Raw genomic sequence first — 20131 nt, forward strand, 5'->3', positions numbered from 1 at the left:
TTTGGGGCGGGATTGGCGCAACTCTGAGACTATGAGTTTGCAAAGCCTTGGCCCGCTCGCGGGCGCGCATCCCGCACCGTCGCAGGTGGCGTTCCAACGCAATGAACTGGGCGTGATCCTGTCGCTCTATGGGCGCATGGTCGCGGCGGGGGAATGGCGCGATTACGGCATTTCCTGCCTGCGCGAGGTGGCGGTGTTCTCGGTCTTTCGACGCACCGCCGAGCATCCGCTCTACCGGATCGAAAAGCGGCCAAAACTGCAGGGCAAGCAGGGGCAATATGCGGTCATCGGCTTGGATGGTCAGGTGCTCAAGCGGGGCCACGATCTGCGCACCGTGCTCCGCGTGCTGGAGCGCAAGCTGATCCGGTCGGTGGACTAGAGCAACTTCAGAGCAAGTTGATAGACGTTCTCGGTGCGAAATTGCGCCTAGCCAAACGCTGCAAGACCTAAGCCTTGGAGCGCGCCATCCGGGCGACCGACTCGTGACAGGCGCAGGTTACGACGTGATCGTTGACCATACCCACCGCTTGCATAAAGGCATAGGTGATGGTGGGGCCGCAGAATTTGAAACCGCGTTTCTTCAAATCCTTGGAAAGTTTTACGGAAATATCGGTCTGCGCCGGCACGTCCGAGAGGGATCGCCACTGGTTCTGGATGGGTTGCCCGTCGACGTAATCCCAGAGGTAGGCGGCAAAGCCCTGCTCGGCCTCGATTGCCTGCCACGCCCTGGCATTGCCGATGGTCGCCTCGATCTTGCCCCGGTGGCGGATGATGCCCGGATCGGCCAACAGGCGCACCACCTCGGTCTCGCCCCAACCGGCGATCACATGGGGGTCAAACCCTTGGAATGCCGCGCGAAAACTTTCGCGTTTGCGCAGGATGGTGATCCAGCTCAGCCCCGCCTGAAACCCATCGAGAATGAGCTTTTCCCAGAGCGCACGACCGTCATACTCTGGCACGCCCCATTCGGTGTCATGGTAGCTTTCATAGAGCGGATCGGCACTGACCCAGCCACAACGGTCCATGGTTTTCCCCTCTTGCCCGGCACAGAGACGCCGGATCGTTCAAATGCGAGCTTTAAGTGATCCTTAAGCCATCCGGCCCAGTTTGAGAACAGGCGTTCCGGAGGGGCAGATGGGACAAAAACACAAATGGGCCGATATTCCGGCGGGCTTTGACACCCCGCTCTCCTATGCCGTCTCGGCGCGGGACCGCTCCGTCGTCGATATGGTCAATCAGGCGGTGCATCACAAGCAGGTGCTCTTGGCCTATCAGGCGGTGGTGCCCGCCCGACAACAGGACAAGCCCGCGTTCTACGAGGCGTTGATTCGGGTTCTCGATGCCACAGGCCGTGTCATTCCCGCCAAGGATTTCATCACCCAGATCGAGGTCACGGAAACCGGGCGGATCATCGACTGTCTTGCGCTGGAAAAGGGGCTGCGTACGCTGATCAACTATCCCGACCTGCGGCTGGCGATCAACATGTCGGCGCGCTCCATCGGCTATGCGCGCTGGATGCGCACCTTGAAAAAGGGGTTGGGCGATGATCCCACCATCGGCGAGCGGTTGATTCTGGAGATCACCGAACATTCGGCCATGCTGGTGCCCGAGCTTGTCACCGGGTTCATGAAGGATATGCAGGCAAGGGGAATCAGCTTTGCGCTCGATGATTTCGGGGCGGGCTATACCTCGTTTCGGTTTCTCAAGGAGTTCTATTTCGACATCCTCAAGATTGATGGGCAGTTTGTCCGTGGTATCGCCACCGATCCCGACAATCAGGTGCTGACCGCCGCACTGGCGAGCATCGGCCAACAGTTCGACATGGTGACCGTCGCCGAAAGCGTCGAGAAACCCGAGGATGCGGCCTATCTCGCGGCGCTCGGGATCGACTGTCTTCAGGGCTATTACTTTGGCGCACCCACGGTGCGCCCCCCTTGGCTCGACAGCGCCCTTGACCGCGCCATCGCTTGAATGTGACACTCCGTCCGTTGCCGCAGTGCGGCACCTACGATATGACGCCACGTAACGGCGGAGGCGGCGCAGGAATGGCCACATGAATGTGACATACCCACGCCACACTCGCGCACGGGCAAATCTTGGTGGAGGACACAGATGACCAACGTAGTAATCGCATCCGCAGCACGCACCGCTGTCGGTTCATTTGGCGGAGCATTCGCCAACACACCGGCGCATGATCTGGGCGCGGCTGTGCTCGAGGCGGTTGTCGCCCGTGCAGGCATTGAAAAGGGCGAAGTGTCGGAAACGATCCTCGGTCAGGTGCTGACCGCCGCACAGGGCCAGAACCCGGCGCGTCAGGCGCATATCAACGCCGGTCTGCCGATTGAATCCGCCGCATGGAGCATCAATCAGGTCTGTGGCTCGGGTCTCCGGGCTGTGGCACTGGGCGCACAGCACATCCAGCTGGGCGATGCTGCCATTATCTGCGCCGGGGGTCAGGAAAACATGACGCTCAGCCCACATGCCGCTTATCTGCGCGCCGGTCACAAGATGGGCGATATGACCTATATCGACACGATGATCCGTGACGGGCTCTGGGATGCGTTCAACGGCTATCACATGGGCCAGACCGCCGAAAACGTGGCCGATCAATGGCAGATCACCCGCGACATGCAGGATGAATTCGCCGTCGCCAGCCAGAACAAGGCTGAAGCGGCGCAAAAGGCAGGCAAGTTCGACGACGAGGTGATCGCCTTCACCGTCAAGAACCGCAAGGGTGACATCATCGTCGACAAGGATGAATACATCCGCCATGGCGCGACCATGGAAGTGATGCAGAAACTGCGCCCCGCCTTTACCAAGGATGGCTCGGTCACGGCGGCCAACGCCTCTGGTCTCAACGACGGTGCCGCCGCCACCCTTTTGATGAGCGCCGATGAGGCCGAGCGTCGCGGCATCGAGCCGCTGGCGCGCATCGCCTCTTATGCCACTGCTGGCCTTGATCCGTCGATCATGGGCGTCGGCCCGATCCATGCCAGCCGCAAGGCGTTGGACAAGGCCGGGTGGACTGTCGCCGATCTCGATCTGGTCGAGGCGAATGAGGCTTTTGCCGCGCAGGCCTGCGCGGTCAACAAGGAAATGGGCTGGGATCCGGCCATCGTCAACGTCAACGGTGGTGCGATTGCCATTGGCCACCCGATTGGAGCCTCGGGCTGCCGCGTGCTCAACACCTTGCTCTTCGAGATGAAGCGCCGTGGCGCCAAGCGTGGGCTCGCCACACTCTGCATCGGTGGTGGCATGGGCGTTGCCCTGTGCGTGGAGCGTCCGTGACCTGCTCCGACGCGGCGTGATACAGGATCGAGGGCACCTCAGGCGGTGCCCTTTTTCTTGATCCAATCCCCTTGGCCGCATCGCAGAAATTTTATCGCGCAACAATATTGCGCATTGCGGCGCAAACCGATAACCAAGTTTCAACACACCAGCCATATTGGAGGATATCATGGCAAGAACCGCACTCGTCACCGGGGGCTCTCGTGGAATTGGCGCCGCCATTTCCAAGGCGCTCAAGGCTGATGGCTATACCGTCGCCGCCACCTATGCCGGCAACGATGAGGCCGCCGCCAAGTTCACCGAGGAAACCGGCATCAAGACCTACAAATGGAACGTGGCGGACTATGACAGCTCCAAAGAGGGCATCGACCGCGTCGAGGCGGAGTTGGGCCCGATTGACATCGTGATCGCCAATGCCGGCATCACCCGCGATGCGCCCTTTCACAAGATGACGCCGCAGCAGTGGAAAGAGGTGATCGACACCAACCTCACTGGCGTCTTCAACACCGTGCATCCCGTATGGCCGGGCATGCGCGAGCGTGGCTTTGGCCGGATCGTGGTGATCTCCTCGATCAACGGGCAAAAGGGCCAGTTCGGTCAGGTCAACTATGCTGCGACCAAGGCCGGTGATCTGGGTATCATCAAGTCACTGGCCCAAGAGGGTGCAGCCAAAGGCATCACCGCCAACGCCATCTGCCCCGGCTATATCGCCACGGAAATGGTGATGGCCGTGCCGGAAGCGGTGCGTGAAAAGATCATCGGCATGATCCCGGCGGGCCGTCTTGGCGAGCCCGAGGAAATCGCACGCTGCGTGAGCTTCCTCGTTTCTGACAATGCCAGCTTCATCAACGGCTCGACGATTTCGGCCAATGGGGCGCAGTTCTTTGTCTGAATAAGGCGCGCAAGCGCTGTTCCGAGGCCCGCCCCGGTGTTCCGGTGGCGGGCTCTTTCATGCCTTCGGGGCCGCGAGCGTGTCGCGCAGACAGAGCGAGGTTTCCAGACAGACGGGATCGGGGGCCGCGCCCCCGCCGACCATCTCGACCAAGAGACGCGCCGCCGCGCGCCCCATCTCCCGGTGCGGGACATGGACGGTGGTCAGGGCCGGATCGACCACGGTCGCCAGTTCGATATCGTCAAAGCCGGTGACCGACACATCGTCCGGCACGCGCAGCCCCAGTTTGCGCGCCATTTGCAACGCACCCACCGCCAGCACGTCATTGCCGCAGATCACGGCAGTAGGGGGCGCAGGCAGCGCCATCAACCGCGCCATCGCCCCGGCCCCGTTGGCGATGCTATAGGGGGTCTCGATGAGGTGCAGCGCCGCAGGATCAAGCCCGTGCTCGCGGAGCGCGTCGCACACCCCAACAATCCGGTCGCGGGCGCGGTCATTGCCAGTCGCGATGGCGGAAATCATGCCAATACGCTGATGCCCGAGGCGCAGCACCTCATTGGCCAGCGCCGCCATCGCCCTGCGGTTGTCAAACCCGATCGAGGGACGCGCCTGCGCCGGATCATAGGCCCAGGAGACCAGCACCGGCACGCCGCGCTGTTCGAGAAAGTCGTAGATCCCCGGATCGCGGTCATGCCCGATGAGCAAGAGCGCATCGGCCCCGCGTGCCACAAGCGTGCGGATCTGATCCGCCTCGTTCTTGGGGCTATACGAAGAGGAAGCCACCAGAAGGGTCACGCCACCCTCGTGCAATTCCTCCTGAAAGGCCTGAATGGCGCGGGCAAAGATCGCGTTTTCCATCGTCGGGATGATCGCGCCGATTGTGCCGGTGCGCCGCGCGGCAAGGGCGCGCGCTCCGAAATTGGGGGAGTAGCCCAAGGCCATCACCGCCGCCAGAACCCGCTCGCGCGTGGCTTCTTGCACCTGCGCGGGGGAGTTGAGGCAGCGCGACACGGTGGCGGTAGACACCCCCGCCGCGCGGGCAACATCGGCCAGCGTCGGCAGGTTCAAAGCGGTGTCAGGGAGGCGTCTGTTCATCCTTGGACCCGGAGCAAGAGTGTTTCAATCAGTATGTCTGTAACGACATTCGACAAATATAACAGCTTGCGTGAAAATATGTAAGCGCTTACATTTGTCTCGAATCGTCGACAAACCCGGCGAGAGGGAGGGCATCATGTTTCTGTTCGCAGCACTGATCCTGTTCGGGGCCTTTGGCCTGAATGTCGCGATGGGAGCCTTCGGGAACGCGGCATTTCTGACGGGTGTGGGCGAGATGCTGCTGCTCTTGGCAGCCGTCGTCACCTTTGTCGTCGCCACGTTGAGGAGCGAGGCGGCGCGCAAGCGGGGTCAGTAAAACACGAAATCTTCAGGGAGGAGATAAGAATGAGTGAAGAAATGAAAGAGCTTGCGTCCGAAGAGCGGCGCAATTTCCTGAAACTGGCGACGACTGGCAGCTTTACAGCCGCTCTTGTCGCAGCGGCGGCGGGCACGCTCTGGTCGTCCGAAGCCACTGCGCAGACCGCCAACGAAGAGCGCGAACGCGAGGCGGCGGCAGAGCATGTGATGACGCTGGCCACGGAATATGTGATCGGCACCACGCGCAGCTATCCGATGATGCAGCTCGATGTGAAAGAGAATCTGCAAAACGCCTCGAATGGAAAGATCTATGTCAAGCTGGCCCCCGGTGGGCAGTTGGGCGTGGGATCGGCGCTGGCGCAAAAGGTGCAGGGCGGCACGATCAATGCCGGGCAATTCTCGCTCTCGAACTTTGCGCCCTTCGCCCCGGCGGTGGATCTGATCAACATGCCCTATTTCTGCGGGGCCAATCAGCGCTTCGTGAACCTTGTCACCTCTGACGTATGGAAAACCGAAGTGGATGCGCTGGTCGAGGCGCGCGGCTTCAAACCGATGTTCTATTTCTGCATCGACCCGCGGGTCATGGCGGTGCGGCAGGGCGGTACCCCGATCATCACCCCGGCGGACCTCAAGGGCGTGAAATTCCGTGTGCCCGGCTCGAACATGCTGCAACAATTCTACCGCATGGGCGGCGCCAACCCGACGCCTGTCGCCTGGGGCGAAACACCTTCGGCGATCAAGCAGGGCGTGGCCGATGCGCTCGACCCGGCGGTGGGTGCGCTCTATGCCTTTGGCTTCAAGGACATCCTGAGCCATGTCACCTTCACTCAAGCGGTGCCAGACAGCCAGACCTACGCCTGCAACCTCGAATGGTACAACACCCTCTCGAGCGATGTGCAGGAGGCGATCGAATGGGCCTCAGAGATGAGCTTCCATCAGAACCTTGCCAAGGTGCCGTCGGCGAGGGCTTTCGCCATGGCCGAGATGCGCAAGTCCGGGGTAGAATTCCATTCTCTAAATGAGGATCAACTGGCCGAATGGCAGGATACCGTCGGCTATCAGCGCTCGGAATGGGACAGCTTCAAGACCGAGTTGGCCGGCTCGATGGAGACCTTTGACAAGCTGGTCGAGGCGGCGGGCACGCAGGGCAAATACTACGTCCACGACGCCTGAGGAGTGACCGACCGGGCGCGCGTCAAGGATCGCGCCCGGTATTCGCAAAGACGCTGACGGAACGGGCAGGGCGGCACTATCGCCCCTGAACGGGAGAGGTTTGACATGCTCAGCACACTGGACCGCAATCTGGAGCGATGGGCGCTTCTGATCTTTTACATGATGCTGGTCGTCACCATGGCGATCGAGGTGATTCGACGCGAGGTGTTTTCCTACTCCTCGGTCTGGGGCGAAGAGATCGTGCGCTATGCCTTTATCTACCTGGCGTGGATCGGGGCGGCGGCGGCGGTGCGCGAACGCGCCCATATCCGCATCGACGTGATCATGCATTACGTCGGGCCGCGCATGAAGGCGGCGCTTTATATCCTCGGTGATCTGGTGATGGCGGCGGTGGCGATTGTGGCGCTCTACTGGTCGTGGGAGACGGTGCTGGTTTCGGCCAAGTTCGGCTCTGTCAGTGCCGGTTTGCGGGTGTCGATGGTGTGGTTCCTCTTGGCGGTGCCGGTGGGCTTTGGCCTCATGCTCTTGCGCCTTGTGCAATCCTTCCTGCGCGATCTGCGCGCCCTTCGTGACGGGACCCCCGTTCACGAAGGCAATCAGCTATTCGATTAAGGGGGCGCGCGTCATGTGGAATACATTCTCGCAAACCGTCGATCTGGGCTGGGATTTTTACGGGCCGGTGATCCTCTTTGTGGTGCTGGTGGCGCTGGCGGTGCCGGTCTGGGCCGCGATCGGATCGGCGGCGATTGTCATGCTGATGTGGTCGGGCGCGCTCCCGCTCAGCCTTGTGGGCGAGAGCCTCTTTGACGGGATCGACGCCTTTGCGCTGACCGCTGTGCCGCTCTTTATCCTGACGGGCGATGTGCTGGTGCGCACCGGCCTCAGCCGCAAGTTTCTGAACGTGGCCGAAGCCTTGACGCAATTTGCCAAGGGCGGCTTCGGCTCGGCCACGGTGCTGGTCTGCGGCATGTTCTCGGCCATCTCAGGCTCGGACGCGGCGGGCGCTGCGGCGGTGGGGCGGATGACCATCGACCGGCTGGTGGAATCGGGCTATCCGCGCCCCTATGCCTGCGCGCTGGTGGCGGCGGGGGCCTGCACCGGCATCCTCATCCCGCCGTCGATTGCCTATATCATCATCGGGCTGGTCTTGGGCATTTCCGCCTCGACGCTCTTCATGGCAGCGCTCATTCCGGGGATGCTGATCCTCCTGTCGATCCTGATCACCAATATCGTGGTCAATCGCATCTATGGCTATGAGGGCGGCGGCAATGTCGGGTTCGCCGAGTATTTTGCCAATCTGGGCCGCGCGATTGCCACGGGTTGGTATGCCTTTATCGTGCCGGGGATCATTTTCTACGGCATCTTCTCGGGGCGCCTTACACCGACCGAGGCGGGGGCGACGGCGGTCATCGTCACGGTGATCCTTGGCTTTATCCTTGGCACGCTCAAGCTCGCGGATTTCCCGGCCATGCTGATCAGTTCGGCCAAGGTCAATGGGGTGATCCTGCCCATTATCGCCTTTTCGCTGCCGCTGGCGCAAGCGCTGGCGATCATGGGCGTGCCGCAGGGGTTTGTGACCGCTGTGACCGGGCTGACGGACGATCCGACCACACTCATCCTCCTGATGATCCTGATCCTCATCGCGGCGGGCTGCGTGATGGAGACGACGCCGAATATCGTCATCCTCGCCCCCATTCTAAAGCCGCTGGCCGACAATATCGGCATGAATGAAATCCAGTTCTGCATCATGATGATCACTGCGCTGGGTGTGGGATTCATCACGCCGCCGCTTGGCCTCAACCTCTTTGTCGTGTCGGGCATCACCGGCGAATCCATCCTGCGGATCGCGTGGCGGGCGGTGCCCTTCGTCTTCTTCATGCTGATCGTGGTGCTGCTGATTGCCTATATCCCGGCGATTTCGACCACGATGCTTCCCGATGTCTACAAATAGGACCCTGCCATGACCCGTGACTACCTGAAAAAAGCAACCCTCACCTCGACCTCAAATGCCGGCGACGTGCATGAGACCGTGCAGGGGATTCTGGCCGATATCGAGGCGGGGGGCGACAAGGTGGCGCTGGACTATGCCGCCAAGTTCGACCGCTACGAGGGCAACATCATCCTCACACCCGAGGAGATTTCGGCCGCCGCCGATCTGGTGCCGGAAAAGCTCAAGCGCGATATCGAGTTTGCCCATGCCAACGTGCGCCGCTTTGCCCAAGCCCAGCGCGAGACGCTGCGCGACATCGAGATCGAGGTGGTGCCGGGGTTGATTGCGGGACAAAAGAGCATCCCGGTGCGGGCGGCCGGCTGCTATGTGCCGGGCGGGCGCTATAGCCATATCGCCAGCGCCATCATGACCGTGACCACCGCCAAGGTGGCCGGGTGTCAGCATATCGTCGCCTGTTCCCCGCCCCGCCCCGGTGTGGGCGTGGCCCCGGCGATCATCTACGCCGCGCATATCTGTGGGGCTGATGTGATCATGGCGATGGGCGGCGTGCAGGGTGTTGCGGCGATGACCTTCGGTCTCTTTGGTCTGCCGCCTGCGAATATCCTTGTGGGCCCCGGCAATCAGTTCGTGGCCGAGGCCAAGCGTATCCTCTTTGGTCGCGTCGGCATCGACATGATCGCAGGCCCGACCGACAGCCTCGTTCTGGCGGATGCCACCGCCGATCCGATGGTGGTGGCGACCGACCTCGTGGGACAGGCTGAGCATGGCTATAACTCGCCCGTCTGGCTGGTGACGGATCATCGCCCACTGGCGGAGGAGGTCATGCGCCTTGTCCCTGACCTCATCGCCGATCTGCCAGAGGTCAACCGCGACAACGCCGCCGCCGCGTGGCGCGACTATGCCGAGGTGATCGTCTGCGCGGACCGCGAGGAGATGGCGGCCACCTCGGACGATTACGCGCCCGAGCATCTGACGGTGCAGGCCGAGGATCTGGATTGGTGGCTGGGGCGGCTGACCTGCTACGGCTCGTTGTTCCTTGGCGAGGAAACCACCGTGGCCTTTGGCGACAAGGCGTCGGGCACCAACCATGTGCTGCCCACCTCGGGCGCGGCCAATTACACCGGCGGCCTCAGCGTGCATAAATATATGAAGATCGTGACATGGCAGCGCGCCACCCGCGAAGGGTCCAAGCCCGTGGCCGAGGCCACCGCGCGCATTTCGCGGCTGGAAGGGATGGAGGGGCATGCGCGCACCGCCGACATTCGCCTGCGCAAGTATTTCCCGGACGAAACCTTTGATCTGACCGCCAATGGCTGAACGGGGGCTCTTTGACGTCGCGGGCCGCGTGGCGCTGGTGACGGGCGCAAGTGCCGGACTTGGGCGGCGCGCGGCCACGGTGCTGGCGATGCGCGGCGCGCGCGTGGTGGGCGTCGCCCGCCGCGCCGATGCGCTGGCGGGCTGGCAGGCCGAGGTGGGCGACAGCGGCGCGGTGATCGCGCATGATCTGGCGGATCGCGATAGCCTTACGGATCTCGCGCGGCGCGCGGCAGAGCCCTTTGGCGCCCCCGACATCGTGGTGCATGCGGCGGGTATCAACACGCGGCAGGTTGCAGATGACGTGACACCCGAAGGCTGGGATATAACCCTCTCGCTCAACCTCACAGCGCCATTTTTCCTGAGCCAGCATCTTGTGCCCGCGATGCGCGACAAGGGCTGGGGCAGGATCGTCAATTTCGCCTCACTGCAATCGTTCCGCGCCTTTCAGGGCGGCATCGCCTATGGCGCGAGCAAGGGCGGCGTGGCGCAGATGACCCGCGCAATGGCCGAGGCATGGTCGCGCCACGGCATCAACGTCAATGCGCTGGCCCCCGGTTTCGTGCGCACCGAACTGACAGCGCCGGTCTTTAACGACCCGGAGCGCGCGGCGCGCAATGCGGCACAGACCTGCATCGGGCGCAATGGCGAGCCCGAGGATATGGATGGGCCGCTGCTTTTCCTGTGCTCGGAGGCGTCAAACTATGTCACCGGGCAAATCTTGATGCTCGACGGGGGGTTCACCGCGAAATGAAGGCTTTAGTCTACACCGGGCCAGAGGCGTTTGAGTATCGCGAGATGGCGGACCCGGTGCCGCAAGACGGCGAAGCCCTGATCCGGGTGGAGAGCGTGGGCATTTGCGGCTCGGACATGCACGCCTATCTGGGCCATGACGAGCGCCGCCCGGCACCGCTGGTTCTGGGCCATGAGGCGGCGGGTGTGGTGCTGAGCGGGGCCATGACGGGCGCGCGCGTGACGGTCAATCCGCTGGTGACATGTGGCACCTGCCCGGCCTGTCGGGCGGGGCGCGACAACCTGTGCAGCACGCGGCAGATTATTTCCATGCCGCCGCGCGAGGGGGCCTTTGCCGGCCTGCTGGCGATGCCCGAGCGCAATCTGGTGCCCCTGCCCGATCATGTGACCACCCATCAGGCGGCCTTGGCCGAACCGATTGCCTGCGGCTGGCATGCGGTGCGGCTGGGGCGGGCGGTGCTGGGCGATGGCCCGCACCGGGCACTGGTGCTGGGCGGCGGCGCGATTGGTCTGGGCGCGGCGCTGAGCCTTGCTGCGCAAGGCATCAAGGACGTCACGATGGTCGAGCCGCACGCGGCGCGGCGGGCCCATCTCGACCTGCGCTGCGATCAGAAAACGCTTGCGCCAGATGCGCTCGACCCGGCTGAGCAATTCGACATCGTGGTCGATGGTGTGGGCTACGAGGCCACACGCGCGCAGGCCTCGGCCCATGCGCGGCCCGGTGGGGTGATCGTGCATATCGGTTTGGGGCAATCCACCGGGGGCCTCGATATCCGGCGCATGACGCTGCAGGAAATCACCTTTATCGGCACCTATACCTATACCGCGCAGGATTTTCGCGACTGCGCGCAGGCGATGTTCGAGGGGCGCCTTGGCGCGCTCGACTGGATTGAAGAGCGGGCGCTGAGCGCCGGGGCAGGGGCCTTTGCCGATATTCGCGCCGGTCGCGTGACCAGCCCCAAGATCATCCTCGTCCCCTAGAAAGGAGTCCAAGACATGTATCGCAAAATCATTGTCGGCTTGTCGCTGGAACACGGGATCAGCGAGAGCGCGCTGGAGATTGCCCGCGCCCTGCGCGCCGAAGGCGGTGAGATCATCGCGCTCCATGCCTATGAACCTGTCCAAAGCTCTGTGCGCGCCTATCTCGATGAAGAGGTGGTTGAAGGCGCCTACAAGCGTGCGCAGGCGCTCTTGGCCGAGCGGGTGGCGGGCGCGCCCGACGTGACGCCCGTGATGCTGCGCGGTCATTCCGGGCGGGCGATCACCGATTACGCCGAGAAACACGGCGCGGATTGCATCATCGTCGGCTCGCACAAGCCGGGCTTGAGCGATTTTCTCTTGGGGTCCACGGCGGCGCGGGTGGTGCGGCATGCGCCCTGCGCCGTGCATGTGCTGCGCTAAGGGGGCTGCATGGGGGCCGATGCCATCCATTCCGCCGAGGATGCCCGCCGTCTGGCGCGGCGGCGTCTGCCGTGGATGGTGTTCGACTATATCGACGGGGCGGCGGGCACAGAGCATGGCGAGGCGCTCAATCGCGCGGCGCTGCGCGATCTGCGGCTAAGGCCGCGCGTCTTGCGGAATGTCACCAAGCGGGACCTGTCCTGCGATGTGTTCGGGCATGGCTCACGGGTGCCGTTTGGCATCACGCCGATGGGCATGTGCAACCTCAGCACGCCGGGCGCGGATCTGATGCTGGCGCGGCTGGCGGCACGGGATCGCGTGCCTTTGGGCGTCTCGACCGTCGCCTCAACCCCGCTCGAGCGGATGATCGAGGTGGCCGAGGGGCATGCGTGGTTTCAGCTCTATTTCAGCGGTGATGGCAGCGGCACTATGGCGCTGGTCGATCGCGCCCGCGCGGCGGGGTATCAGACCCTTGTCGTCACGCTTGATGTGCCCGAAGTGGGCCGCCGCCCGCGCGAATTGCGCCATGGGTTCAAGATGCCGTTTCGGATCGGCCCCCGGCAATTCGTGGATTTCGCGCTGCATCCGCGCTGGTCGCTGGGCACGCTCTGGAATGGCAAGCCCGAGATGGCGAATTTCCGGCAGGGCGGTTTTGACCGCACAGCCAGCCGGGCAGCGGCGGATTGGTCCTATCTAGAGCGGCTGCGCACGGCCTGGCCCGGCAAGCTGGTGGTCAAGGGTGTGCTGGATGTGGAGGACGCTGTGCATCTGCGCGACGCCGGGGTCGATGCGATTCAGGTCTCAAGCCACGGCGGGCGGCAACTCGATGGCGCGCCAGAGCCCATTCTGATGCTGGTCGAGATACGCGCAGCACTTGGCCCCGACTTTCCGCTCTTCTTTGATTCCGGCCTGCGGTCAGGCGAGGATATCGTCAAGGCACATGCTATGGGCGCGAACTTCGCCTTTCTTGGGCGGCCTCTGCTCTATGCGATGGCGGCGGGGGGAGAACGCGGTCTGCACCGCCTGTGGGAGGTGATGACGGAAGAGGTCAGCCTGACACTGGCGCAACTGGGGCGCACCGATATGTTTGGTCTTGCCGATACGGTGCAGAAAATTGGACGGATTGGAGTGGCAGAAACGTGAGGTGGTAGAAGCCGACTGGGGCTGGCATGGGCCACGCGGGGCCTGATGCTGCGGTGCTTGTCCCGCCATCTGGCCCGCTGGAGACGGCCCGAATGGCGGTAAGCATGGCGAAACGATCATGCGTGGGTGTATTGCCCTGTCACCGAAGTTCCCGCTGGAGTGGCCCCTTGCCGATCAACGGCGAGGCGCACGGGATGGACCCGGTGGCACGCATGCCAGCTATCCCAGGGCCACCACGGGCGGCGCGCGCGGGCTGTACCCGGCGGGCAGATCACCCGCCGCCGCGCGCATATCGTCATAAACGCGGACGACACGCGAAAAACTCAAATCCCGCGCCACGGGCGCAATCACTAAATCCGTCAGCGCGACCTTCGACTTGAAGAACGGACAGGGCGTATTCAGATGCGGGCCGTCATGCGCGGCCTCGGCGGCGGGCGTGGTCAGTGCGCCGGGATGCTCTTCGACCAGACACAACTCGCCGCCGAGCGCGGCAGCCTCGAGCTTGATCGACTCTTGCGCATGGCTATACGACCGGGACGCATCCGCCAATTCGTGTTGGCAATCGACGGCGGTCGCCGTGGCGACCCGGACACTCAGCAACAGAACAAGAAGTGCCGGCCCAAGGCCAACTCCCCTCAATCCGCGCAATAAGCGTCTGAATGTCATTTCCACCAATACCCGGCTCGCCATCTGCGCGAACCATTCTTTGAAAACTGTCTAATCCCCCCGCGACTCAATAATTTGCGAGCCACGGATATATTCCAAAAATAGGATACTGCGCGCCTTGTCGATCCGTCAAGCGGGTGCTTGAGGAGCGCAGATGATTCGCCATAGGCATTTGTGATTGTGGCAAGGTTCCCTACTGCTGCGGGAACAATCCTGCGCAATCGGCACAACTCGACGCATCCCGCGAACAATTCCCCCCCAAACTTGACGCAAAGATCGTAAAGGCCGCATATTCTGCTCATAACATAAACAGATAATGTCCATCTGTCGTTGTCGGTGGGGGCCGACGCGGTTGTGACATCCTTGAGTTCGAGGTGACACAGCGATGACGATTCCCCGCCTGACGGCCAACGCCGCCTATTCCACACCTGTGCGCCGCCTGTCGGCAACACCAGAGGCCGCGCGCCTGCCGCTGCGGCGCTACACGAACCTATGGCTTACGACCGATGGCCAGATTGCGGAACGCGAACAGATGGCCCCGGCGCTGCCGCTGTTTGATGCGGCGCATTCCGCCTTTGCGCGCGGCACGCTGATCACCACGACACGCGGCCCGGTCGCAATCGAGGATCTGTTGCCCGGCGATCACGTGGCCACGGCGGCACATGGGCCGCTGCCCGTGATCTGGATCGGTCAGATCACGCTGCGGCCCCAAGACCTCGAAGAGCGCTCTGTCAAACTGACCCGGATCATGGCGGATGCCTTTGGCATCGCGCGCCCGATGGCGGATTTTCTGGCCGGTCCCGGCGCGCGCATTCTGACGCGGCCGCGCAATCTGCGTGCCAGCATCGGCTCCGATCATGTCCTAAGCCCGGCACATGCGATGGCCGATGGGATCCATGCGTTTCGTGTGACACCGCCGCGCGCGGTGACACTCTACCACATCTGCCTCCGGCGGCATGCCCTCATCACCGCGAACGGTCTGGAAGTCGAGAGCTTTCACCCCGGTGCCGGTTTCGAACGCGAAGTGGGGCCAAGCATGCTCAACCTCTTTCTCTCGTTCTTCCCGCATATCCACGAACCGCATCAGTTCGGCCCGTTGGCGCATCTGCGTCTGCCGCTGGATGCGCCCGATACGCTGAACGTCGCCTGATCTCAGGCCGACTGGCTCAGCCGCGCCTCAAGGATCTCAAACGGCACGCCGGGCTCGTCTTTCGCACCGCGAATGACGAGCGAGGTCTTGACGCTGGCGACGTTATCCGCCGCCGTCAATTCCTCGGTCAAAAAGCGTTGAAAGGTGCTGAGGTCAGGGGCCACGCATTTCAGAATGAAATCCACCTCCCCATTGAGCATGTGACACTCGCGCACCAGTGGCCAGGCCCGGCACCGCGCCTCAAAGGCGCTCAGATCGGCCTCGGCCTGACTTTGCAGGCCCACCATGGCAAACACCTGCACCTCGAACCCCAATTCGCGCGGGTCCACATCGGCATGATAGCCACGAATAAACCCCTGTTCCTCGAGCGTGCGCACCCGGCGCAGACAGGGCGGCGCCGAGATACCAACCCGCTTGGCCAGCTCCACATTGGTCATCCGGCCATCGGCCTGCAACTCCGCCAGAATCTTGCGATCAATTGGATCAAGACGGGACGTGGCCATGGTTCACTCCTTGTTGGATTTCGCGATTGTTATAGCATCGCGGTCCGCATGCGCAATTATGTTTCGCAGCTGCGCAAGATCATTTCTCGAATACACCCTATCACGCCTGTGCATATCCGCCCTGCAAGGGGTTACATGCCCCGCAGCAGAGGGCTATATCATGCGCCAAATCCGCAGATCACATCAGAGAGAACTCCATGCCCGACACCCGTCACACCAAATGCCTGATCATTGGCTCCGGCCCCGCTGGCTATACCGCAGGCGTTTACGCCAGCCGCGCCATGCTCTCGCCCATTCTGGTGCAGGGGATCGAGCCGGGCGGTCAGTTGACCACCACGACCGAGGTCGAGAACTGGCCCGGCGATACCGAGGTGCAAGGCCCTGACCTGATGGTCCGGATGGAGGCGCATGCCAAGGCCATGGGCTGTGAAATCATCGGCGATATCATCTCCTCGCTCGATCTGGATAGCCGCCCCTTCGTGGCACGCGGTGACAGCGGCACCACCTATACCGCCGATGCAGTGATCCTCGCCACCGGCGCGCGCGCCAAATGGCTGGGCCTGCCGTCAGAAGAGGCGTTCAAGGGCTTTGGCGTCTCGGCCTGCGCCACCTGCGACGGATTTTTCTATCGCGGACAGGAAATCGTCGTGCTCGGCGGCGGCAATACGGCAGTGGAAGAGGCGCTGTTCCTCACCAATTTCGCCTCCAAGGTCACGCTTATTCACCGCCGCGACGAACTCCGCGCCGAAAAAATCCTGCAAGACCGGCTGATGAAGAACCCCAAGATCGAAACGCTGTGGTTTCACACGCTGGATGAGGTCTTTGGCACCGACAACCCCAAGGGCGTCGAAGGCGTGCGCGTAAAACATGTCGAAACCGGCGCGATCACTGAAATCCCCTGCAAGGGCGTGTTCATCGCCATCGGCCACGCCCCTGCCAGCGAGTTGGTCAAGGACAGGCTCGAATTGCACAATGGCGGTTATGTCAAGGTCACGCCGGGCAGCACCCGCACCTCTGTCCCCGGCGTCTTTGCCGCCGGTGATCTGACCGATCACGTCTACCGGCAGGCGGTGACATCAGCGGGCATGGGCTGTATGGCCGCCCTCGATGCCGAACGTTGGCTGGCAGAACACGAGGGCTGAGTTTAGGTTTTGCTGCGCGGCATCACGGGCGCATAGCGCCGTCGCGCAGCCCTCACACCCGGCCCTTCCACGGCACCAGCCATGTCTCGGCCTTGCGCATCAGGATGTCGATGCCATAGCCGATGATCCCGATCAGGATGATCCCCATCAGCACGATATCCGTGAGCTGAAAGCGGCTCGCGACCATGATCATCATGCCCGCGCCCTTTTCCGCAGCGACCAGTTCGGCGGCCACCACCGTGCCCCAACAGACCCCCATCGCGACACGCGCGCCGGTGAAAATCTCGGGCAGGGAATTGGGCACGATCACATGCCGCATCAATTGCCATTTTGACGCGCCCAATGAATAGGCCGCATGCACCTTGGAAATCGCCACGCCGGAGACGCCCGCGCGCGCCGAGATCGTCATGATCCAGAGCGCGGCGAGAAACAGCAGGATGATCTTGCCGCTCTCGCCAATCCCCGCCCAGATGATCACCAGCGGGATCAGGGCCAAGGGCGGCACGGGGCGCATGAATTCGACAATCGGATCAAACCAGCCCCGGAACCAATCAGACAGCCCCATGGCATAGCCCAGCGGTATCCCCACCAGCGCGCCCAGCGCAAAGCCCACGATCACCCGGAACAGCGACCAATAGAGATGCTCCCAGAGGGTGAAATTCTGATAGCCTTGTTTCGACACTTCGATCAGGCGAGACACCACCGCTTCTGGCGGCGGCAACCAGATCGGCTCCATCTGCATGCCCTTGGCAGGCGCAAAATTCAGCGATCCCTTGGCGGTCACCGCCACGGTGCCAGCGGCCACATCAACGGTCTGGCCATCGCTCACGGGCTTCCCATCAATCGCGACCACCTTGGCGCCCTCGTCGCGCGTCACCTCGTCATTCTTGTCCATCAACAAGAGCTGGGAACCGCCACGCGCCCACCGTCAACACATCGTTCTTGGCGATACCGTCGCCGGGGTCGACCACTGGCGTTTCCACTGTCTCGCCGATCTTAAAGACCCGCACAGTCACCGTCGCATCGTCGCGCGTGCCATCCGGGCCCTCCAGCGTATAAGTGAACGCGGTATCGCCCACGAACGGCCCCGGCGCATGGATCGGCACCCATTTGCTACCTGTAAACGCCCCCCAGAGCAGGAAGATCGTCACCACCGAAATCACAGAGGCCCAGCGATCCGGGCGCACCGCGCTTTCATCCCCGAATGTCACCGTCTTGAGAGAGGTGTAATCGTTCATCTGCCGGAACTTGCGCACGCCAAAGCGCACGGCAAAGAACGCGCCGGTGAAAATCGCCACATAGAGAAGCAGGATGATCATACGCCCGCCTCCTCGGTCCGACCCATGATCTCTTCTTCCATGTCCCAGATCATCGTCAGGATTTCCTCTCGCTTGGCGCCAAACTCCGGGTCTTTCTTGACCTCACGCAGATCCTTGCCTGCCCCGGTATCAGCAAAGGGCAGGCGGTATTCCTTGTGGACCCGCCCCGGTCGCGGTGCCATGACCAACAGCCGCTCGCCCAAGAGCAGCGCCTCTTCCACCGAATGGGTGATCAGGATGATGGTCTTGCCGGTCTCTTTCCAGAGCTTCAGAACCAGCCCTTGCATCTTTTCGCGCGTCAGCGCATCCAGCGCACCCAGCGGCTCGTCCATCAGAATGACATCGGGATCATTCGCCAGGCAGCGCGCCAGTGCGACGCGCTGCTGCATCCCACCCGAAAGCTCATACACGGCCTTTTCCTTGAAATCGCGCAGGCCCACGACGTCGAGCAGATGATCCACCGTGCCGCGCCATTCCTTTTCGCGCTTTCCCGCCATACGCGGGCCGAAACTCACGTTGTCGCGCACGCTCATCCACTCGAACAGCGCACCTTGCTGAAACACCATGCCGCGCTCGGCATCAGGGCCGGTGACGCGATGGCCGTTCAGCGTGATCTGCCCCTCGGTCGGTGCCAGAAACCCGGCGAGGATGTTGAGAAGCGTGGTCTTGCCACAGCCCGACGGCCCCAGCACGCTCATCAGCTCGCCTGTCTTGATCTCGAGCGAGACATTCTTGAGCGCCTGCACATGGCCACCATTCGGCAAATCGAACCGCATCGAGATGTTATCGATGGAAAGTGTCGACATCCCCACCCCCTGTATTTCTTTGGGTTTTTGGGCAAAGGCCCGCCCGGTTGCGTGGGGCGGGCCTCATTCAGTCCGTCAGCCGGGCTTACATGCCGTTTGCAGCAGAGAGCGGGCCGGTATTGACGTTCTCTTCATAGGTCGCCAGCGCCGAATCGATGCTGCCTGCCTCGACAAACACCTCGGCCACGCCCTTCATGAACTCCTGCGCGCCGCCGCCCAGCCATTTGGCGGTCAGTTGGTCCTCAACCGTCGGGAAAACAAAGGTATCAATCGTCGCCGCCGTGGCTTCGACATCCATACCGCTGTCCTTGGCAATGACCGGCAGCATTGTGTCGCGATTTGCCGGATCGGCCCACATCGCGTTGGCATCTGCCGTCACCTTCAGGAACTTGGCGACCAGATCGGAATTTTCCGCGACAAAGGCCGCCGGGCCGGATGTCACGTCAAATACCAGAATGCCCAGTTCTTCCTTTTCTGCCCCGGTCAACAGCACGTTGCCATGCTCCTTGGCCCGGCGCAGCGACCCACCCCAGCCACAGAACATGTCAACCGCGCCCTGCGCGATTGCGGCAGCCCCCTCTGGCGGTGCCATGTTGACCACCTCCATGCTGGATATATCCACGCCGAAATGGGTCATCTGCTTGAGGAACCCGTAATGCGCGGCTGTCCCCAGCGGCACGGCGACCTTCTTGCCGGCCAGTTCGCCCGCATTGGTCTTGTCGATCTCCAGCGCCGAGGCGACGACACAGTTGTCATTGTCGGCATAGCTCACAGCCACGTCGAGGGTCTGCAAATCCTGCCCGGCGCTGGTGGCCACCACAAAGGGCGGAACACCTTGGCTCACCGAAAGATGCACGTCACCCGATGCCATCGCGGCACTCATTGCGGTGCCGGTGTCAAATGCGCGCCAGTTGACCTTGACACCCATTTCCTTGTCATAGGTGCCCATTTCTTTGGCATATTGGAACGGCATCGGCCATTCGAGGAAATAGGCGACGGTGATTTCCTGCGCGTGTGCCGCTCCGGCCCCCGCCAGAAAGGCCGCGCCAGCCACCGCCGACATCAGTTTGCTTTTCATGCTCATCTTGTTTTCTCCCGTTGGTTACAGTCGTTTTTCTGTTTCACACCGCACGTTTCGGCGGGTTTCTCCTGCGTCCGGGCCTTGTGGGTCACACGCACCCCGGAACAGGCAACAGCCCAGAGTGAACCCGATCCAC

At 62.6% G+C, this 20131-nt stretch carries 21 protein-coding genes and 1 pseudogene; 15 read left to right on the forward strand and 7 right to left on the reverse strand.

Features of this window, described 5'->3' with window-relative positions; genetic code table 11:
• Window positions 1-31 precede the first annotated feature (31 nt).
• Complete coding sequence (locus tag ACSSVY_RS01530; RefSeq protein WP_454267599.1) at window positions 32-379, forward strand: DUF2794 domain-containing protein; 348 nt, start codon at window positions 32-34, stop codon at window positions 377-379.
• Between the two features lie 67 nt (window positions 380-446).
• Here ACSSVY_RS01530 and ACSSVY_RS01535 read toward each other — a convergent pair whose 3' ends face one another.
• On the reverse strand, window positions 447-1025 hold the full coding sequence (locus tag ACSSVY_RS01535; protein ID WP_454267600.1) for a DNA-3-methyladenine glycosylase I: 579 nt from the start codon (window positions 1023-1025) through the stop codon (window positions 447-449).
• A 109-nt stretch (window positions 1026-1134) separates the two neighbouring features.
• Between ACSSVY_RS01535 and ACSSVY_RS01540 the strand changes: the two genes are divergently transcribed.
• The 3 genes from ACSSVY_RS01540 to phbB all read left to right on the forward strand — a co-directional run bounded on the left by ACSSVY_RS01540 (window position 1135) and on the right by phbB (window position 4180).
• Window positions 1135-1971, forward strand: coding sequence for an EAL domain-containing protein (locus ACSSVY_RS01540; RefSeq protein ID WP_454267601.1), 837 nt, complete (start codon window positions 1135-1137; stop codon window positions 1969-1971).
• Window positions 1972-2112: 141 nt separating this feature from the next.
• A complete protein-coding gene (locus ACSSVY_RS01545; RefSeq protein ID WP_454267602.1) occupies window positions 2113-3288 on the forward strand; it encodes an acetyl-CoA C-acetyltransferase in 1176 nt (391 codons plus the stop codon).
• A 169-nt stretch (window positions 3289-3457) separates the two neighbouring features.
• Entirely contained in the window at window positions 3458-4180 is a 723-nt protein-coding gene (phbB, locus tag ACSSVY_RS01550; RefSeq protein WP_454267603.1) for an acetoacetyl-CoA reductase, read from the forward strand.
• A 57-nt stretch (window positions 4181-4237) separates the two neighbouring features.
• On the opposite strand, the gene ACSSVY_RS01555 is transcribed toward phbB, so the two are convergent.
• A complete protein-coding gene (locus ACSSVY_RS01555; protein WP_454267604.1) occupies window positions 4238-5275 on the reverse strand; it encodes a LacI family DNA-binding transcriptional regulator in 1038 nt (345 codons plus the stop codon).
• Between the two features lie 136 nt (window positions 5276-5411).
• On the opposite strand from ACSSVY_RS01555, the gene ACSSVY_RS01560 reads away from it, so the two are divergent.
• From ACSSVY_RS01560 to ACSSVY_RS01600, 9 genes are all read left to right on the forward strand, one after another.
• A complete protein-coding gene (locus tag ACSSVY_RS01560; protein WP_454267605.1) occupies window positions 5412-5591 on the forward strand; it encodes a hypothetical protein in 180 nt (59 codons plus the stop codon).
• A 29-nt stretch (window positions 5592-5620) separates the two neighbouring features.
• Window positions 5621-6766 (forward strand): TRAP transporter substrate-binding protein, encoded by a 1146-nt coding sequence (locus ACSSVY_RS01565; protein ID WP_454267607.1) that lies wholly within the window; start codon window positions 5621-5623, stop codon window positions 6764-6766.
• Between the two features lie 105 nt (window positions 6767-6871).
• Complete coding sequence (locus ACSSVY_RS01570; RefSeq protein WP_454267608.1) at window positions 6872-7378, forward strand: TRAP transporter small permease; 507 nt, start codon at window positions 6872-6874, stop codon at window positions 7376-7378.
• Window positions 7379-7391: 13 nt separating this feature from the next.
• Window positions 7392-8717 carry a TRAP transporter large permease gene (locus ACSSVY_RS01575; protein ID WP_454267610.1) on the forward strand — a complete coding sequence of 442 codons (1326 nt, stop codon included), beginning with the start codon at window positions 7392-7394 and terminating at the stop codon, window positions 8715-8717.
• 9 nt (window positions 8718-8726) lie between these two features.
• Window positions 8727-10034 carry a histidinol dehydrogenase gene (hisD, locus tag ACSSVY_RS01580; RefSeq protein ID WP_454267611.1) on the forward strand — a complete coding sequence of 436 codons (1308 nt, stop codon included), beginning with the start codon at window positions 8727-8729 and terminating at the stop codon, window positions 10032-10034.
• On the forward strand, window positions 10027-10785 hold the full coding sequence (locus ACSSVY_RS01585) for an SDR family NAD(P)-dependent oxidoreductase (RefSeq protein WP_454267612.1): 759 nt from the start codon (window positions 10027-10029) through the stop codon (window positions 10783-10785). The genes hisD and ACSSVY_RS01585 overlap by 8 nt, the downstream gene beginning before the upstream one ends.
• On the forward strand, window positions 10782-11765 hold the full coding sequence (locus ACSSVY_RS01590) for a zinc-dependent alcohol dehydrogenase (RefSeq protein WP_454267614.1): 984 nt from the start codon (window positions 10782-10784) through the stop codon (window positions 11763-11765). Before ACSSVY_RS01585 ends, ACSSVY_RS01590 begins: the two co-directional genes overlap by 4 nt.
• 15 nt (window positions 11766-11780) lie before the next feature.
• Window positions 11781-12185, forward strand: a complete 405-nt coding sequence (locus ACSSVY_RS01595) for a universal stress protein (protein ID WP_454267615.1) — start codon at window positions 11781-11783, stop codon at window positions 12183-12185.
• 9 nt (window positions 12186-12194) lie between these two features.
• Entirely contained in the window at window positions 12195-13328 is a 1134-nt protein-coding gene (locus ACSSVY_RS01600; protein WP_454267617.1) for an alpha-hydroxy acid oxidase, read from the forward strand.
• Window positions 13329-13547: 219 nt separating this feature from the next.
• On the opposite strand, the gene ACSSVY_RS01605 is transcribed toward ACSSVY_RS01600, so the two are convergent.
• Window positions 13548-13994, reverse strand: a complete 447-nt coding sequence (locus tag ACSSVY_RS01605) for a hypothetical protein (RefSeq protein ID WP_454267618.1) — start codon at window positions 13992-13994, stop codon at window positions 13548-13550.
• A gap of 385 nt (window positions 13995-14379) precedes the next feature.
• Between ACSSVY_RS01605 and ACSSVY_RS01610 the strand changes: the two genes are divergently transcribed.
• Window positions 14380-15144, forward strand: coding sequence for a Hint domain-containing protein (locus ACSSVY_RS01610; protein ID WP_454267619.1), 765 nt, complete (start codon window positions 14380-14382; stop codon window positions 15142-15144).
• A 2-nt stretch (window positions 15145-15146) separates the two neighbouring features.
• Here the strand turns inward: ACSSVY_RS01610 and ACSSVY_RS01615 are convergent, their stop codons facing one another.
• Window positions 15147-15647, reverse strand: a complete 501-nt coding sequence (locus ACSSVY_RS01615) for an Lrp/AsnC family transcriptional regulator (RefSeq protein ID WP_009817092.1) — start codon at window positions 15645-15647, stop codon at window positions 15147-15149.
• 197 nt (window positions 15648-15844) lie between these two features.
• On the opposite strand from ACSSVY_RS01615, the gene trxB reads away from it, so the two are divergent.
• Entirely contained in the window at window positions 15845-16789 is a 945-nt protein-coding gene (trxB, locus tag ACSSVY_RS01620) for a thioredoxin-disulfide reductase (protein WP_454267622.1), read from the forward strand.
• Between the two features lie 52 nt (window positions 16790-16841).
• Here trxB and ACSSVY_RS01625 read toward each other — a convergent pair.
• The 3 genes and pseudogenes from ACSSVY_RS01625 to ACSSVY_RS01635 all read right to left on the reverse strand — a co-directional run bounded on the left by ACSSVY_RS01625 (window position 16842) and on the right by ACSSVY_RS01635 (window position 19998).
• Window positions 16842-18108, reverse strand: a pseudogene (locus ACSSVY_RS01625) (ABC transporter permease).
• The gene (locus ACSSVY_RS01630; protein ID WP_454267623.1) at window positions 18105-18914 is read right to left on the reverse strand and encodes a taurine ABC transporter ATP-binding protein; all 810 of its coding nucleotides are present in this window, start codon (window positions 18912-18914) and stop codon (window positions 18105-18107) included. Before ACSSVY_RS01630 ends, ACSSVY_RS01625 begins: the two are co-directional and overlap by 4 nt.
• 85 nt (window positions 18915-18999) lie before the next feature.
• Window positions 19000-19998 carry a taurine ABC transporter substrate-binding protein gene (locus ACSSVY_RS01635; protein WP_454267624.1) on the reverse strand — a complete coding sequence of 333 codons (999 nt, stop codon included), beginning with the start codon at window positions 19996-19998 and terminating at the stop codon, window positions 19000-19002.
• Between the last annotated feature and the right edge of the window lie 133 nt (window positions 19999-20131).

Source organism: Roseovarius sp. MBR-51, assembly GCF_053628575.1.

What these genes read in the sequence shown, in the direction of transcription:
- ACSSVY_RS01595 (WP_454267615.1), top strand. Translation starts at nt 11,781, where the DNA reads ATGTATCGCAAAATCATTGTCGGCTTGTCGCTGGAACACGGGATCAGC.
- ACSSVY_RS01560 (WP_454267605.1), top strand. Translation starts at nt 5,412, where the DNA reads ATGTTTCTGTTCGCAGCACTGATCCTGTTCGGGGCCTTTGGCCTGAAT.
- ACSSVY_RS01535 (WP_454267600.1), bottom strand. Translation starts at nt 1,025, where the DNA reads ATGGACCGTTGTGGCTGGGTCAGTGCCGATCCGCTCTATGAAAGCTAC.
- ACSSVY_RS01570 (WP_454267608.1), top strand. Translation starts at nt 6,872, where the DNA reads ATGCTCAGCACACTGGACCGCAATCTGGAGCGATGGGCGCTTCTGATC.
- ACSSVY_RS01600 (WP_454267617.1), top strand. Translation starts at nt 12,195, where the DNA reads ATGGGGGCCGATGCCATCCATTCCGCCGAGGATGCCCGCCGTCTGGCG.
- ACSSVY_RS01530 (WP_454267599.1), top strand. Translation starts at nt 32, where the DNA reads ATGAGTTTGCAAAGCCTTGGCCCGCTCGCGGGCGCGCATCCCGCACCG.
- ACSSVY_RS01605 (WP_454267618.1), bottom strand. Translation starts at nt 13,994, where the DNA reads ATGACATTCAGACGCTTATTGCGCGGATTGAGGGGAGTTGGCCTTGGG.
- ACSSVY_RS01585 (WP_454267612.1), top strand. Translation starts at nt 10,027, where the DNA reads ATGGCTGAACGGGGGCTCTTTGACGTCGCGGGCCGCGTGGCGCTGGTG.
- ACSSVY_RS01615 (WP_009817092.1), bottom strand. Translation starts at nt 15,647, where the DNA reads ATGGCCACGTCCCGTCTTGATCCAATTGATCGCAAGATTCTGGCGGAG.
- ACSSVY_RS01565 (WP_454267607.1), top strand. Translation starts at nt 5,621, where the DNA reads ATGAGTGAAGAAATGAAAGAGCTTGCGTCCGAAGAGCGGCGCAATTTC.
- ACSSVY_RS01540 (WP_454267601.1), top strand. Translation starts at nt 1,135, where the DNA reads ATGGGACAAAAACACAAATGGGCCGATATTCCGGCGGGCTTTGACACC.
- ACSSVY_RS01635 (WP_454267624.1), bottom strand. Translation starts at nt 19,998, where the DNA reads ATGAGCATGAAAAGCAAACTGATGTCGGCGGTGGCTGGCGCGGCCTTT.
- ACSSVY_RS01590 (WP_454267614.1), top strand. Translation starts at nt 10,782, where the DNA reads ATGAAGGCTTTAGTCTACACCGGGCCAGAGGCGTTTGAGTATCGCGAG.
- ACSSVY_RS01555 (WP_454267604.1), bottom strand. Translation starts at nt 5,275, where the DNA reads ATGAACAGACGCCTCCCTGACACCGCTTTGAACCTGCCGACGCTGGCC.
- ACSSVY_RS01610 (WP_454267619.1), top strand. Translation starts at nt 14,380, where the DNA reads ATGACGATTCCCCGCCTGACGGCCAACGCCGCCTATTCCACACCTGTG.
- ACSSVY_RS01630 (WP_454267623.1), bottom strand. Translation starts at nt 18,914, where the DNA reads ATGTCGACACTTTCCATCGATAACATCTCGATGCGGTTCGATTTGCCG.
- phbB (WP_454267603.1), top strand. Translation starts at nt 3,458, where the DNA reads ATGGCAAGAACCGCACTCGTCACCGGGGGCTCTCGTGGAATTGGCGCC.
- hisD (WP_454267611.1), top strand. Translation starts at nt 8,727, where the DNA reads ATGACCCGTGACTACCTGAAAAAAGCAACCCTCACCTCGACCTCAAAT.
- ACSSVY_RS01575 (WP_454267610.1), top strand. Translation starts at nt 7,392, where the DNA reads ATGTGGAATACATTCTCGCAAACCGTCGATCTGGGCTGGGATTTTTAC.
- trxB (WP_454267622.1), top strand. Translation starts at nt 15,845, where the DNA reads ATGCCCGACACCCGTCACACCAAATGCCTGATCATTGGCTCCGGCCCC.
- ACSSVY_RS01545 (WP_454267602.1), top strand. Translation starts at nt 2,113, where the DNA reads ATGACCAACGTAGTAATCGCATCCGCAGCACGCACCGCTGTCGGTTCA.